13 protein-coding genes and 2 tRNA genes are annotated in these 14032 nt (G+C 57.9%); 6 read left to right on the top strand and 9 right to left on the bottom strand.

Annotated features, from left to right (window positions below; translation table 11 throughout):
* Positions 1–57 precede the first annotated feature (57 nt).
* Both mdoH and mdoG read right to left on the bottom strand, forming a co-directional pair.
* Positions 58–2586 (bottom strand): glucans biosynthesis glucosyltransferase MdoH, encoded by a 2529-nt coding sequence (gene mdoH / locus RTE01_RS03755; protein WP_041144942.1) that lies wholly within the window; start codon positions 2584–2586, stop codon positions 58–60.
* Positions 2579–4132: a glucans biosynthesis protein MdoG gene (mdoG, locus tag RTE01_RS03750; protein WP_076945190.1), complete on the bottom strand. Its 1554-nt coding sequence runs from the start codon at positions 4130–4132 to the stop codon at positions 2579–2581. Before mdoG ends, mdoH begins: the two co-directional genes overlap by 8 nt.
* Before the next feature lie 252 nt (positions 4133–4384).
* Here mdoG and mdoC point away from each other — a divergent pair, with 252 nt between their 5' ends.
* Positions 4385–5548 (top strand): glucans biosynthesis protein MdoC, encoded by a 1164-nt coding sequence (gene mdoC, locus RTE01_RS03745; RefSeq protein WP_041144940.1) that lies wholly within the window; start codon positions 4385–4387, stop codon positions 5546–5548.
* A 50-nt stretch (positions 5549–5598) separates the two neighbouring features.
* On the opposite strand, the gene RTE01_RS03740 is transcribed toward mdoC, so the two are convergent.
* The 6 genes from RTE01_RS03740 to ghrA form a co-directional block, all read right to left on the bottom strand.
* On the bottom strand, positions 5599–6189 hold the full coding sequence (locus tag RTE01_RS03740) for a TetR/AcrR family transcriptional regulator (protein WP_041147575.1): 591 nt from the start codon (positions 6187–6189) through the stop codon (positions 5599–5601).
* 65 nt (positions 6190–6254) lie between these two features.
* On the bottom strand, positions 6255–6779 hold the full coding sequence (gene ymdB / locus RTE01_RS03735) for an O-acetyl-ADP-ribose deacetylase (protein ID WP_041144939.1): 525 nt from the start codon (positions 6777–6779) through the stop codon (positions 6255–6257).
* A 395-nt stretch (positions 6780–7174) separates the two neighbouring features.
* The gene (locus RTE01_RS03730) at positions 7175–7666 is read right to left on the bottom strand and encodes a DUF1097 domain-containing protein (protein ID WP_141334701.1); all 492 of its coding nucleotides are present in this window, start codon (positions 7664–7666) and stop codon (positions 7175–7177) included.
* A 102-nt stretch (positions 7667–7768) separates the two neighbouring features.
* Complete coding sequence (locus RTE01_RS03725; protein ID WP_041144937.1) at positions 7769–8323, bottom strand: TorD/DmsD family molecular chaperone; 555 nt, start codon at positions 8321–8323, stop codon at positions 7769–7771.
* A gap of 22 nt (positions 8324–8345) precedes the next feature.
* Positions 8346–9083, bottom strand: a complete 738-nt coding sequence (locus RTE01_RS03720; protein ID WP_041144936.1) for a phosphatase — start codon at positions 9081–9083, stop codon at positions 8346–8348.
* 84 nt (positions 9084–9167) lie between these two features.
* Complete coding sequence (ghrA, locus tag RTE01_RS03715) at positions 9168–10106, bottom strand: glyoxylate/hydroxypyruvate reductase GhrA (protein ID WP_141334699.1); 939 nt, start codon at positions 10104–10106, stop codon at positions 9168–9170.
* Positions 10107–10373: 267 nt separating this feature from the next.
* Between ghrA and RTE01_RS03710 the strand changes: the two genes are divergently transcribed.
* Positions 10374–10461 (top strand) — tRNA-Ser (locus tag RTE01_RS03710).
* A gap of 187 nt (positions 10462–10648) precedes the next feature.
* Here the strand turns inward: RTE01_RS03710 and RTE01_RS03705 are convergent.
* Positions 10649–11554, bottom strand: a complete 906-nt coding sequence (locus RTE01_RS03705) for a LysR family transcriptional regulator (RefSeq protein ID WP_141334697.1) — start codon at positions 11552–11554, stop codon at positions 10649–10651.
* Positions 11555–11667: 113 nt separating this feature from the next.
* Between RTE01_RS03705 and RTE01_RS03700 the strand changes: the two genes are divergently transcribed.
* The 4 genes from RTE01_RS03700 to RTE01_RS03685 all read left to right on the top strand — a co-directional run bounded on the left by RTE01_RS03700 (position 11668) and on the right by RTE01_RS03685 (position 13911).
* Positions 11668–12528 carry a pirin family protein gene (locus tag RTE01_RS03700; protein WP_141334695.1) on the top strand — a complete coding sequence of 287 codons (861 nt, stop codon included), beginning with the start codon at positions 11668–11670 and terminating at the stop codon, positions 12526–12528.
* Positions 12529–12547: 19 nt separating this feature from the next.
* Positions 12548–13225, top strand: a complete 678-nt coding sequence (locus RTE01_RS03695) for an isochorismatase family protein (RefSeq protein ID WP_123551205.1) — start codon at positions 12548–12550, stop codon at positions 13223–13225.
* Between the two features lie 145 nt (positions 13226–13370).
* Positions 13371–13458, top strand: a tRNA-Ser gene (locus RTE01_RS03690).
* Between the two features lie 159 nt (positions 13459–13617).
* On the top strand, positions 13618–13911 hold the full coding sequence (locus RTE01_RS03685) for a YciI family protein (RefSeq protein ID WP_041144931.1): 294 nt from the start codon (positions 13618–13620) through the stop codon (positions 13909–13911).
* Positions 13912–14032 lie beyond the last annotated feature (121 nt).

Genomic DNA, 14032 nt, shown 5'->3' with positions numbered 1-14032 from the left:
CAATTCCTGGAGAAAAAAATACCGGCAAAATTGCCGGTATTTTTCTTAACGTGCGGCTTACTTCGTTTTTAACGCCAGCGGATTCAGCGCTAGTTTGCCATAGGCATCCACCCACGAAGAGTATTTCTCCGGCGCGGCCCATACGCGATAGTGCAGGCGCGACAGGGTCACCGGATCGCTTAACAGCACCAGACGACGGTCGCGGTTAAGTTTATCCGGCGTCTCGTTCAGCGCCTGCTCAACGTGACGTTCACGGGCGATATCGAGGATCGGACCGTGGCGGTGACGAGCGGTAGCCATTGCCGTTGCCAGCGCGTTAAACGACGGGTTAAACACGGCGTGCATAAAGCCATCATCCAGCGAACGCTGACGGTTCAGGGTCAGGTAGGCGTCGGTATCTTTCAGCACCTGCGGCGGGGAGTACTCTTCCGGGATCAGGAACAGCTTCCAGCGTTTGGTACGCAGACCAATGGTCGCCCGGCTGGAGATCACCGACACAAACGGCGACAGAATCAGCGAGAAGACGATCGGCGCCAGCCAGAACAGGAAGCGCAGATCCAGCCACGCCATGCCGACGGCCCAAACCAGGCCCAGCAGCAGCTGTGAACCGTGGCGCATAAACGCTTCGCCCCACGGGGTGGAGTCGTCATCACGCTGCGGCGAGTTCCAGACCACTTCCCAGCCGAGGAACGCGCTGACCACAAATACGGTGTGGAACAGCATACGTACCGGCGCCAGCAGCACGGAGAACAGCACCTCCAGCAGCAGAGAGAGGGTCACGCGGATAAACCCGCCGTACTCTTTCGACCCTTTGCACCACACCAGAATGATGCTCAGCAGCTTCGGCAGGAACAGCAGCACCATGGTTGAGGCAAACAGGGCTATCGCCAGCTCCGGACGCCACTGCGGCCAGACCGGGAACAGCTGACGCGGCTGCAGGAAGTACTGCGGCTCGGTGAGCGCGTGCACTACCTGCAGAGCGGTCGACAGGGCGAGGAACATAAACCACAGCGGCGCGGAGAGATAGGACATGACGCCGGTCAGGAACACCGCCCGGTGTACCGGGTGCATACCTTTAACCAGGAACAGGCGGAAGTTCATCAGGTTACCGTGGCACCAGCGACGGTCACGCTTCAGTTCATCCAGCAGGTTCGGCGGCAGCTCCTCATAGGAGCCCGGCAGGTCATAGGCAATCCACACGCCCCAGCCGGCGCGACGCATTAGCGCGGCTTCCACGAAGTCGTGCGACAGAATCGATCCGGCGAAAGAGCCTTCACCCGGCAGCGGCGCCAGCGCGCAGTGCTCAATGAACGGTTTTACGCGGATAATGGCGTTATGACCCCAGTAGTGCGACTCACCAAGCTGCCAGAAGTGCAAACCGGCGGTAAACAGCGGGCCGTATACGCGGGTCGCGAACTGCTGGCAACGGGCGTAGAGGGTGTCCATTCCGGAGGCGCGCGGCGAGGACTGGATGATCCCGGCATTCGGGTTCGCTTCCATCAGGCGCACCAGACCGGTCAGGCACTCGCCGGACATCACCGAGTCGGCGTCCAGCACCACCATGTAGCTATACTGGCTGCCCCAGCGACGGCAGAAGTCATCGATGTTGCCGCTTTTACGCTTCACGCGACGACGACGACGGCGATAGAAAATCTGCCCTTCCCCCTGGACTTCAGCAATCAGCTCCATCCACGCCTTTTGCTCCGCTACGCAGATATCCGGGTTGTAGCTGTCGCTGAGGATGTAAACGTCGAAGTGCTGCTGCTGGCCCGTCGCCTTCACCGATTCCCAGGTGGCGCGCAGACCGGCGAATACGCGATCGACGTCCTCGTTACAGATAGGCATGATAAGCGCCGTCCGATGCGCCGGATTCAGCGGCTCGTCGCCGACGGTGGAGGCGGAAATACTGTACTTATCGCGCCCCATCAGCAGCTGCAGGAAGCCCATCAGCGCCGTCCAGAACCCCGCTGATACCCAGCAGAAGAGGACCGCAAAGAGGATCAGAATGCCGGTTTGCAGCATATACGGCAGCAGCTGCATAAATGAAACCCACAGGTTCTGCCCTACCATGTCGGCGGGGTTGATTAACGCCCAGCCCTGATACGGCAGAATGGTTTTCATGTACCAGGTCGCAACGACGGTCTGCGCCAGCGTTAGCAGCAGCAACGTGTAGCGACGGATGGTACCGGCGGTGCGCCATTTCTGTTCGTTTTCCTGCTCTTCTTTGGTCAGACGAGAAAGATAGCGCGGGGTGACATCGCGTCCACGCAGCCGATCCCAGAAGCGGCCGACCGGGTTGGTCCGCCACGGATCCGGGAACATAGAGGAGCGCTTCGCCTTCGGCATGGCGTGCAGCTGGGTGCGACCTTCATCATCTTTGATGAGCTGATCGCCCGCCAGCGCGTCCGGCCAGCTATGCTCCAGCCGCGCTTTCACCGACCCGAGAGGGGAATCGTCTTCGCGGGGAAAATCGTGACGATCGGCGTCCAGCGCTTCATGTACCGCCTTCAGGCTGGTATCAGGAAGTGCAGACTTCTCTGCACCCGACAGCGGTAAGGCGTCAATGTACTTGGTTATGTTATTCATTAGCAGGCAGCTGATAGCTCCAGGTTTCACTCAGCGTCTGGTCGGCATTGACCAGCGCAGCGCGCATTTCCGTGGTTTTCTTCGGATCTTTCACTTTCACGCGCAGAATCATACGCCAGCCCTTGGTGATCGGGTTGTAACGCACCGCGTTCTCCACGATCTCCGCGTTATCGCCAATGCTCGCCTGCGCCGTTACCGGCGTATCTGACGGCAGTTTTTTCATCTCAGCGCCGGTGAAATCAACGATGAAGGCGATAGTACCGTCCGGCTGACGAATCAGGTTCGACTGCTTCACATCGCCGGTGGAACGACGGGTCTGCATCACGTAGGCGTTATCCGGCGCGTGCAGCTTGTCTTCATCGCGGCTGAAGGTAATAGAGTATTTGAAGTTCATCTCTTTACCCGGCTCCGGCAGCTGATCCGGCGTCCAGTAGGTCACGATGTTATCGTTAGTTTCATCGTTGGTTGGAATCTCAACCAGTTCGATTTTACCTTTACCCCAGTCACCTTTCGGCGTGATCCATGCGCTCGGGCGCAGATCGTAGCGGTCGTCGAGATCTTCAAAGCGAGAGAACTGACGTCCGCGCTGCAGCAGGCCAAACCCTTGCGGATTTTCCATCGCGTAGCTGCTGACGGCCAGATGCTTCGGATTGTTCAGCGGACGCCAGATCCACTCCCCGTTGCCGGCGAGAATAGAGAGACCGTTAGAGTCGTGCAGCGCCGGACGGTAGTTTGTCGCCGGAGAGGGCTGATTCGGCCCAAACAGGAACATGCTGGTCAGCGGTGCAACGCCCAGCTTACCGACCTTGTCACGCAGATAAACCTTGGACTGCACGTCAACCACGGTATCGCGACCCGGCATAATGACAAAACGATACGCTCCGGTTGCGCGCGGGGAATCGAGCAGAGCATAAATCGTCAGACGCTTGTCGGTCGCTTTTGGGCGCTCGATCCAGAACTCGCGAAAACGCGGGAACTCTTCGCCTGAAGGCAGCGCGGTATCGATAGCAAGGCCGCGAGCGGAGAGCCCGTAAACCTGGCCCTGGCCCAGTACGCGGAAATAGCTGGCTCCGAGCATGCTGACAATTTCGTCATTCTTATCTTTGCTGTTGATCGGGTACAGCACTTTAAACCCGGCAAAGCCAAGGTCTTTGACCGTGTCTTTGTCATGCTGGACGCTGCCAAAATTGAAATAGTCCGGGTTATATTTGATCTTATGCACGCTACTTGCAGTCACTTCGTTGATAGTGACCGGCGTGTCGAAGTACATGCCCTGATGATAAAATTCAAGTTTGAACGGGGTCTTCTGGTTGTTCCAGTATGCTTTATCGTGGTTAAACTGGATTTGCTGGTAGTCCGCGTATTTCATGTCACGGAAAACGGAGGGCAGGTTGCTCTTCGGCGCTTCATAGCCCTTCCCGGCTAACGATTTTGCCTCTTTTGCAACGTCATCAATGCTAAACGCCCATGCAGATGAAGTACACAGGGACAACATTACGGCTGCGCTTAACCAGCGCATTTTCATCATCTGTGGTTTATGTTTCATATAAGTAAGCACTTCCCCCTTTGTGTGCTTAAATCGATCCGATCTATTTTAATGGAAATTCAGGCAATCCGACAACATAATCCCTGCATTGTTCAGCTTAGCAGTACAGGTAATGGACAGTTCTCTGTCACTTTTGCACTTTGCGTGCTTATCCTGGAGACAGGTATCCAGAGTTGATGTAGGGTTGCTGAGAATTTAAACGTTATCACCTTGAGTGATAAGACGAATTGTCTGAGAATGTAGTGAAACTGTATGAATAATGCGCCAGTAGAACGTGAATATTTCTTCGATAGCATCCGCGCATGGTTAATGTTGCTGGGGATACCTTTTCACATATCGCTTATCTATTCCAGCCACAGCTGGCATGTTAATAGCGCCGAACCTTCGTGGTGGCTGACGCTGTTCAACGATTTTATTCATGCATTTCGCATGCAGGTTTTTTTCGTCATCTCCGGCTACTTCTCCTACATGCTTTTTCTTCGCTATCCGCTAAAAAAATGGTGGAAAGTGCGGGTTGAGCGCGTGGGCATCCCCCTGTTAACCGCCATTCCGCTGCTGACCCTGCCGCAGTTTATTATGCTGCAGTACGTCAACGGCAAAGCCGATAGCTGGCACGCGCTCTCAGGGTACGACAAATTCAACACCCTCGCCTGGGAACTGATCTCGCATCTGTGGTTTTTACTGGTGCTGGTCGTTCTCACCACCCTCGGGGTGGTGCTGTTCAAATGGCTCACCGGGCGCCGCACGGAAGGCGGCCCGAGCCTTGGTGACACCGTCACATTGTCTCAGCTGTCGATGATTTTTCTCGCGCTCGGCGTGCTCTACGCGCTGATTCGCCGCACGCTGTTTATTCTCTACCCGCCGATTCTCAGCAACGGCCTGTTTAATTTTATCGTCATGCAGACCCTGTTCTACCTGCCGTTCTTCATTCTCGGCGCGCAGACCTTTATCAACCCGCGCCTGAAAGCGCTGTTCACCCGGCCGTCGCCGTGGTGCTACGTCGGGGCGCTGCTGGGCTTTATCGCCTACCGCCTGAACCAGCAGTACGGCTCCGGGGACGCGTGGATGTTTGAAACCGAGTACGTCATTACCATGGTGCTCGGACTGTGGATGGTTAACGTGGTGTTTTCCCTTGGGCACCGCCTGCTGAACTTCCAGTCGGCGCGGGTGACATATTTTGTCAATGCCTCGCTGTTTATCTATCTGGTGCACCACCCGCTCACCCTGCTGTACGGCGCATGGATTGCTCCGGCTATCCAATCAAACACCTTAGGCTTTATTGCCGGGCTGATTTTTGTGGTGGGGATTGCGGTGATCCTCTACGAAATTCATCTGCGGATCCCGCTGCTGCGCTTCCTCTTTTCGGGAAAATTCCAGACTAAAACGCCGAAGCCGCAGGTTTCGGCCAACGGATAGCCGCGGCGGGGCTGCGCCAGGCACGCGGCCCCGGAGCAGGCTAGCGAAGATTATTTTTTGTCAAACAGAAGCTGGAACAGGTCGCGATAGATCGCGGCCATCGCCGGCTTATTGGCCTCCGCTGCGGTGGTCAGCTCGCGACGATACGCCGCGCCCTCGGTTAATATCGCAATCAGTTCAGTGGCGGCATCGATCTGCGCCGCCGACATCTCGGGATGAGAGTGACGGGTAAGCCGCCCGCCCTCCTCTTTCAGGCGCCGATCGGCCTGCTGTAAAATTTCGCGCAGGCGCGGGTTTCTCGAGGCTTCGGCGTTAATCTCCATCAGCAGATAGCTGTCGGTTATCGTGGCGGCCGACGGCGGTATGACGCCAGCCAGCATCAATGCCATCCGCTCGAGGTCGTGATTGCCGCGAATCATCTCCTCCACCCTGGCGTGAACAATTTCGCTGACTATCGCCTCGATAATCTCCTCTTTGCTGGCAAATATGCGGTACAGCTGCCCTACGCTAAGCCCGGCCTCGCGGGCAATATCGGCAACGGATGCGCCGTGGAGCCCTTTTGCGGCAAAACATGCTTGTGCAGCAGAAACAATCTCCGCCCGACGAACGAGCTGCTTTTGCGCTACCTTTCCCTCAGCCACCAACGGATCTCCTTCATTGATAATTACTGACGCCTGCCTGGCCAGCAGCGTCGGCTGCGCTGCGCTTATTGTGCCTGCAGCAGGCGGTGATAAATCTCAGCCGTTTCGGCATCAAAACAGACAAAGCAGACGCGTTCCAGCGGATTGTAGCGCGTGAGAAAGGCGTTCACCGTCCGCACGGCGATCTCCGCCGCAGCCTGCTTAGGGTAGCCGTACACGCCGGTACTGATTGCCGGGAAGGCAATAGAGCGGTAGCTATTCGCCGCCGCCAGCTGCAGGCTGTTTTTATAGGCATCGGCCAGCAGTTCAGCCTCCTGGCGATCGCCGCCGTGCCAGACCGGCCCAACGGCGTGAATAACCGCGCTGGCCGGGAGCTGGCCGGCGGTGGTGATCACCGCATGACCGGGAGCGCACTCGCCCTGCTGCTGACGCACTATTTTGCACGCGGCCAGCAGCTCCGGCCCGGCGGCCCGATGAATAGCGCCATCAACCCCGCCGCCGCCGAGCAGTGAAGGGTTAGCAGCGTTGACGATAACATCGACGGCCAGCGTCGTGATGTCTCCGAGAATAACCTCAGGTTTAACAGCCATTTCGCCTCCTGTCGGCAAACGTCTTAAGTAAAGCTTAGCGGTAATATCGCATGACGGCCCCGAGGACGAAAGCCCGAGGCCCGGCAATGCGCGATATTCGGTTGCCAGAATAGCAAGGGTATGTTGCGGATTAATATACTTTAATTGCACTGGCTTGCTGTTTTCCTCGCGCAGGCTCCCTTTTGCGGGCTACCGACCGGCAATCCGTTCAATTTTTCGCCTGGACCAGGGCGTAACAATATGATTAGCCATCGAATAAAACGGCTTCGAGAGTACAGTGCGGGGGTGTGTTACGCTCGCCGTGGCGCAAAGGAGCGCTGCGCAAGCAGGGAAAGTGATGTACAGAAAAGCAAAACAGGACCTGAGGTCCTGTTTTAGGTGTGGGACAGCGCCGCTTAGGCTTCGTCGGGGGTTTCGTGGGCCAACGATTTACTCTTTTCCGCCCGCGCCGCCAGCCAGAGTCCGCTGTTTTTCATCGCGTAGCCAAAAACCAGCCCCAGCGCCAGAGAAGGCACAATCAGTCGCCAGTCGCCGCCGCCGGCAAAGGTTGCGCAGGCGCCGATAAAGGTTCCGGGCACGAAGGAGAGCAGTACCTGACGCGCCTGAATGCACATCAGAAACGCCACGATGCCGGTTATCATATAGCCGAGGAGCTCCAGATGCGGTGCCAGCGCGCTGCCGTAGACGATCGCCTGGGCCCATATCACGCCGCTCATCACCGTACATGTAGAGATCAGCAGCCCTTTCAGGCCGCCCTGCGGGCAGGCAAAATAGGCCGTACAGCCGAGAAAGCCCGCCCAGCTCAGCAGGCCGAGCGCGACCGCCACCCATCCCCAGATCCCGGAGAGAATGCCCGTCGTTATTGCAATTGCGAGAAGTATGTTCATGGCGCGTATCATAGCAGATACGCACCCTCCAAATGCGATCCTGAGCACACTATCTGAAATGGCATTCTCTTTGTTGCATTTGAATTGTGATATTAATCACATTTACTCTTCGTTCTCTTCCTGCAGCTCGTCCCACATGGCGGAGAGCGCCTCGCGCGTCAGCGGCGCCATTGTCCGCCAGAAAGGCGTCACCGCATGGGCTTCGACCTTGCCGAGGAAGATCCCGCACCACGGCAGAATATAGTCGGCAAACAGCGTTTCCAGGGTCTCGCTTTCATCCTCCGTCGCATGATCCTCAAGCCACGAAGCGGCCAGCAGCAGGGAACCAATATGGTCGGCTCGCCCCTCTCCTGTTGGGATCCCGTGCTCGCTCAGAAAGCCACGAACTTCGGCCTCCGTAGCGCCCTCAACCCAGGCGCTACGGTACGGCGGGACGCCGCACTCTTCGCCGACAAACAGCGCGTTGTAATCGGCGGCCAGCGGCTGCACGTCGCAGCTTTTTTGCAGGCGCTCCAGCTGCTCATCCTGCTCCAGCGGCCAGCTTGCCGCCAGCTTGCCTTCACGAATAAGGGTAAACAGCGGCACCAGCAGCGGGTCCTGTGGCTGACGATAGTACAGGGAGCCCAGCACGCGGCAGAGGATTGAAAACTCGTTCATTCATTTATTCCAGTTAGACAAATTAAAGATCGGCAAACTCAGCGATCGCCGGCATCCCGCGAGATTCAAGGAAGTTCAGCAGCCGGCGCGGAGAAACGTTAAGGATCCTCTCCTCGGGGAAATTCACCTCATCGAGGATCTTGCGGCACTCCCTGAATTCGCCCAGCGTAAAGGCAGTATGCGAATCAGAGCCAAGGGCCACCCAGCCTCCGGCATCACGCACCGCGGCGGCGATGGCCCGGCAGTTATCTTCACTGCCTACGCGTGAAGAGATAAAAGAGGAGTTGTTGATTTCCAGCGCCACCTGGTATTTTGCCGCCGCTTCGGCGACGGCCGGGATATCAACCGGATATTTAGGGTTGCCCGGGTGGCTGATAATGTGCACCGCCCCGCTCGCCATCGCGGCGATCATCGCCTCGGTATGGGTTGCTTTGTCCTGCGGTGGAAAGACCGGCTCATGGAAGCCCGCAATGAACAGGTCCAGGGAGGTGAGCATCGGACCGGAGCAGTCAATTTCACCGTGGATATTTTTAATATTGGCTTCAATACCGCGCAGAATGCCAACGCCGTCCACCAGCCGCGGCCAGATGCGCATATTGACGAAGTGCCAGTAGTGCGGCGCATCGGCCATATCCGGGCCATGGTCAGTGATCGCAAAGAGTTTGATCCCTTTACGCTTTGCTTCGGCAATGTAATCGTGCAGGGTGCTGTAGGCGTGGGTACTGGCGACGGTATGCATGTGCAGGTCAACAGGATACATCACAATCTCCTTCTCTGTTTGTGGCAAGAATAGCAGGAATCAGGACGTATGATTAGCAAAACCCCGCCGCAGCGGGGTTCTCTTTTAATAACCGCGCTGGCGATCGACCTGCCCGCCGACCGTTTCCCCTCGCTCGAGCTGGCTAATCGTACCGGCTATATAGGTAATCGCTTCCTGCGGCCGCGTCACCGCGGCGATATGCGGCGTCATTGCCACTCGCGGATGCGCCCACAGCGGGCTTGCTGCCGGGAGCGGCTCGCGGCTAAAGACATCAAGCATGGCGCCTTTAAGTTTACCGCTTTCCAGCGCCGCCAGCAGATCGTCTTCAACGACATGGACGCCGCGCGCCAGGTTGAGAACATAGCTGCCGTCCGGAAGCTGCGCCAGTAGCTGCTGATTAATAATGCCGACCGTCTCCGCCGTGTTGGGCAGCAGGTTGATCAGGACCCGGGTTTCGCGCAGGAATTCATTCAGCTCGTCCGCCCCGGCAAAGCTTTGCACCTGCGGCCACGCCTTGCGGCTGCGGCTCCAGCTACGTAGCGGAAAGCCCCATGCCTGCAGCCCTTGCGCAACCTTCGCGCCAAGCACGCCGGCCCCCATGATGCCGATGGTAAAATCTTCGCGCCGATATTCATCGAGCGGCTGCCAGCGCGCCTGCTGCTTCAGCGCCTGATAATCGTCAAACCGGCGGAACCAGTGCAGCACCTGGCTGACCGCATACTCCTGCATCTGCAGCCCCATACCGGTATCTTCCAGGCGGAACAGCGGAATCGATAGCGGCAGCATCTGCGGATATTCGCGCAGCTTGCTGAGGATCGAGTCCACCCCCGCGCCGAGCGCAAAGACGGCCTTTAGGTCGCGGCCCTGGAGCATTTCCACCGGCGGGTGCCAGACCAGCGCATAGTCGGCGGGCCGATCGTCGCCAGGCTTCCACTCACGTACGCGCGCACCGGGGAGCTGTTTTTCCAGCTCGGCAATCCAGTACGGGATATCAAACGTCGGGTGGTAAAAGATAATCTCCATTGTGACTCCTGATAGCTAATGTCTTAAGCAGGTTTGCGTTAGCGTCGTATTTTACTTGTTGTTTTCTATTGGTTTGCCAGCATAGCAAATTTCGCCAGGCCGGCGGGAAAAAGAGAGTGGCGACAAAAAAAACGATTGTCGTGCGTTTCGCCAGCAGGTTGCGCGAAGTTTGGCTAAACGCGCGCTTTTTTTAAAAAGTTGATTGACGAGAGATACGTATTTCCCTAAATTAGCGCCCGTTCCCAGCGACAACGGGAACGACAATATGGTGAGGTGTCCGAGTGGCTGAAGGAGCACGCCTGGAAAGTGTGTATACGGCAACGTATCGAGGGTTCGAACCCCTCCCTCACCGCCATATTTGAAGAAGAGCTCGTACGCAAGTACGGGCTTTTTTTTCGTCCGTTGTGCAGCCTGAACGGCGCTCTGCCGATGACCGATAACGTACCGACCTTAAGCCTCACCGCAACGGTGGCGCAGGCAAAGAGTCGGTTATCCTCGCCGGACATGCCCATCACTATGAGAGAGAAACCCACGCCCCGGAGCTAATCCTCCTCCATCCGCTGATACTCTTCGCTGAGGAAATCCACCAGCGCGCGCACCGACGGCAATAGCCCGCGACGTGAGGCAAAGACCGCATGAATCACCTCCCGGCGCGGCTGCCACTCGTCAAGTACCACCACCAGCTCACCCGCCGCCAGCCGATCGCGCGCCATTAATAGCGGCAGCTGAACAACGCCAATGCCGGCGACCGCCGCTTCGCACAGCGCCAGCATGTCGGTGGTCACCATTCGCGGCGTAAAATAGACCTCCGCGCGAGCGCCCTGCGGACCGCTCAGCTGCCATTTATGCTGATGTTTGCCGGTGGCCAGGCTCAGTCCCGGCCACTCGCTGAGTTCAGACGGCGCCTGCGGCTGCCCCATGCGCGCCACCAGCGCGGGGCTGGCAAACAGCCGGTGCCCGCGATCGGCCAGCACCCGCATCACCAGATCGCTATCATCGAAGGGCCGCGGGCGCACGCGAATAGCCACGTCAACCCCCTCACCGACCACATCAACCCGTCGGTTGGTTGCCTCCAGATGCACGTTCACCCCCGGATAGCGCTGCATAAAGCGCGCCAGCATCGGGCCAATATGCACATGCAGGAGGGTAACCGGACAGGTGAGCTTCACGCTGCCGCGCGGCTCAGAACGCAGGGTATCCACCGCCTGCTGCGCCGCCTCGGCCTCGATCAGCATCGCTTTGCAGTGCTGATAAAACGTCTGCCCAACTTCGGTTACCGCGAACTGCCTTGTGGTGCGATGAATCAAGCGCACGCCGAGCCGCTCTTCCAGCTGGGCAATGCGGCGGCTGAGCTTCGATTTAGGCTGATCGAGCGCCCGACCCGCAGCGGCGAATCCGCCATGATCCACCACCTGGACAAACCAGGCTAAGTCGTTGAGATCCTGCATCCTTCCCCCATCGTTCCATTTTTAGAACAGTATAGGTCATTTTTGCTATCTACCGGGATATTAGCCGCGCATCTAAGCTTATCGACATCGAAACAACCGCACAGGAGAGAACAATGAAACAGATTACAGGCGTCTATACCGCGCCATCCCAGCACTGGGTCGGTAACGGTTTCCCGGTACGCTCGCTGTTTTCTTATCAAACCCACGGCGAGCAGCTGAGCCCCTTCCTGCTGCTGGATTACGCCGGGCCGCATAGCTTCCCGGCGGGAAGCGGCAAACACGGCGTTGGCGAGCATCCGCATCGCGGGTTTGAAACCGTAACCGTCGTGTATTCAGGTGAAGTTGAGCACCGCGACTCGACCGGCAAAGGCGGCGTGATTGGCCCCGGCGATGTGCAGTGGATGACGGCGGGCGCCGGGATCCTGCACGAAGAGTTCCACTCGGCGGAATTTACCCGTACCGGCGGCGAGCTGAAGATGATCCAGCTGTGGGTCAACCTGCCGGCCAAAGACAAAATGGCCGCGCCCGGCTACCAGAGCATCACCGCTGACCTCATTCCCCGCGTCGCGCTGCCGGATAACGCAGGCCACGTTCGGGTCATCGCCGGTGATTACGCCGACGTTTCCGGCCCGGCGCGCACCTTCTCGCCGCTGAACGTCTGGGATATGCAGCTGACGCAGGGCCACGACGTCTCGTTACGCCAGCCTGCCGGCTGGAGCACCGCGCTGGTTGTTCTTGAAGGTGAAATCAGCGTTAACGGCGCTGAAAATGCGCGCGAAGGGCAGCTGGTGGTGTTGAGTCAGCAGGGTGAAACGCTGCACCTGAGCGCTACCGCTGATGCCAAAGTCCTGCTGCTGGCCGGCGAACCGCTGGGTGAGCCTATCGTCGGCTATGGCCCATTTGTCATGAACAGCAAAACGCAAATCGCCGAAGCGGTGCGCGATTTTAATAGCGGCCGCTTTGGCCAAATCTGACGCTACAGAGGTACAAAAAATGTCTACTCCAGCTAATTTTAACGGGGCTCGCCCGGTGATTGACGTAAACGACAGCGCCATGCTGCTGATTGACCATCAGAGCGGCCTGTTCCAGACCGTTGGCGATATGCCCATGCCGGAACTGCGCGCCCGGGCCGCCGCGTTGGCGAAGATGGCCTCCCTTGCGGGGATCCCGGTCATCACCACCGCCTCGGTACCGCAGGGGCCTAATGGTCCGCTGATCCCTGAGATCCATGAGAATGCGCCGCATGCTCGCTATATTGCGCGCAAGGGTGAAATTAACGCCTGGGATAACCCGGATTTCGTGGCGGCAGTGAAGGCCACCGGGCGCAAAACGCTGATTATCGCGGGCACCATTACCAGCGTGTGCATGGCGTTTCCGTCTATTGCGGCCGTCGCCGATGGCTATAAGGTCTTCGCGGTTATCGACGCTTCAGGCACCTACAGCAAGATGGCGCAGGAGATAACGCTGGCTCGCGTCGTTCAGGCCGGCGTCATTCCGATGGATACCGCCGCGGTGGCGTCCGAGCTGCAGCGGACCTGGAACCGTCCTGACGCCGCCGAGTGGGCCGAGGTTTATACTAAAGTGTTCCCGGCCTATCAGCTGCTGATTGAGAGCTACGCCAAAGCACAGGACGTGGTGAAGAACGGCGAACAGCTTGATTCACAGCGTTAAAGCCACCGCCCCGGCCTTTTTTGCCGGGGCGGTGTTCATTGCTTGAGCGAACGGTAAGGAAAGAATAAATACTGCTTGACCGTTTTAGCGCAACTCCCTATAGTACCGCCCCGTTGCCCACCCAAGGTGTGCAGCGAAACAATATGGTGAGGTGTCCGAGTGGCTGAAGGAGCACGCCTGGAAAGTGTGTATACGGCAACGTATCGAGGGTTCGAACCCCTCTCTCACCGCCATATTTGAAGAAGAGCTCGTACGCAAGTACGGGCTTTTTTTTCGCCTGTTGCCTCCCCCATTCACAGGGAGCGCCCCGAAACGAAACAGCGCTCATCCGGCTACCGCCCCTGGTCCCCCTATGCTACTTTTATATACCCAACAACAACATGGATATAAAAATGAGCACGATTGCCGTTGTGGTTCTGACTTACGTTAAACCGCTGGATGACGTTGACGCCCTGCTTCCCGCGCACGTGGAGTGGCTTAAAAAGGGGTATGCCGACGGCTTGTTTCTGGCCTCGGGTCGTAAAATGCCCCGTTCTGGCGGCGTGATCCTCGCCAGGGGCGATGATATGGAAACGCTGCGCGCCACGCTCAGCCAGGATCCGTTCCAGCAATCAGGCGTTGCCAGGGCCGATATCATCCCTTTTGAAGCCACGATGGCCGCACCCTCATTACAAAACCTGCTGTAAACGGAAATAACAAAGCCCTGGTTTCCTCTCCATGGGGCGACGCCCGCTATTCATCACTATTTCGTCTCGTTTATCGATACGGCGGGGCATCTGACGATGCTCCGGCTTTGCTCGCGCCTCC

Origin of the sequence: Klebsiella terrigena (genome assembly GCF_006539725.1) — a bacterium.
Lineage (GTDB): Bacteria > Pseudomonadota > Gammaproteobacteria > Enterobacterales > Enterobacteriaceae > Klebsiella > Klebsiella terrigena.
This window is presented reverse-complemented; position numbering and strand designations above follow the sequence as displayed.

What these genes read in the sequence shown, in the direction of transcription:
- mdoH (WP_041144942.1), bottom strand. Translation starts at nt 2,586, where the DNA reads ATGAATAACATAACCAAGTACATTGACGCCTTACCGCTGTCGGGTGCA.
- mdoG (WP_076945190.1), bottom strand. Translation starts at nt 4,132, where the DNA reads ATGAAACATAAACCACAGATGATGAAAATGCGCTGGTTAAGCGCAGCC.
- mdoC (WP_041144940.1), top strand. Translation starts at nt 4,385, where the DNA reads ATGAATAATGCGCCAGTAGAACGTGAATATTTCTTCGATAGCATCCGC.
- ymdB (WP_041144939.1), bottom strand. Translation starts at nt 6,779, where the DNA reads ATGGCTGTTAAACCTGAGGTTATTCTCGGAGACATCACGACGCTGGCC.
- RTE01_RS03730 (WP_141334701.1), bottom strand. Translation starts at nt 7,666, where the DNA reads ATGAACATACTTCTCGCAATTGCAATAACGACGGGCATTCTCTCCGGG.
- RTE01_RS03725 (WP_041144937.1), bottom strand. Translation starts at nt 8,323, where the DNA reads ATGAACGAGTTTTCAATCCTCTGCCGCGTGCTGGGCTCCCTGTACTAT.
- RTE01_RS03720 (WP_041144936.1), bottom strand. Translation starts at nt 9,083, where the DNA reads ATGTATCCTGTTGACCTGCACATGCATACCGTCGCCAGTACCCACGCC.
- ghrA (WP_141334699.1), bottom strand. Translation starts at nt 10,106, where the DNA reads ATGGAGATTATCTTTTACCACCCGACGTTTGATATCCCGTACTGGATT.
- RTE01_RS03705 (WP_141334697.1), bottom strand. Translation starts at nt 11,554, where the DNA reads ATGCAGGATCTCAACGACTTAGCCTGGTTTGTCCAGGTGGTGGATCAT.
- RTE01_RS03700 (WP_141334695.1), top strand. Translation starts at nt 11,668, where the DNA reads ATGAAACAGATTACAGGCGTCTATACCGCGCCATCCCAGCACTGGGTC.
- RTE01_RS03695 (WP_123551205.1), top strand. Translation starts at nt 12,548, where the DNA reads ATGTCTACTCCAGCTAATTTTAACGGGGCTCGCCCGGTGATTGACGTA.
- RTE01_RS03685 (WP_041144931.1), top strand. Translation starts at nt 13,618, where the DNA reads ATGAGCACGATTGCCGTTGTGGTTCTGACTTACGTTAAACCGCTGGAT.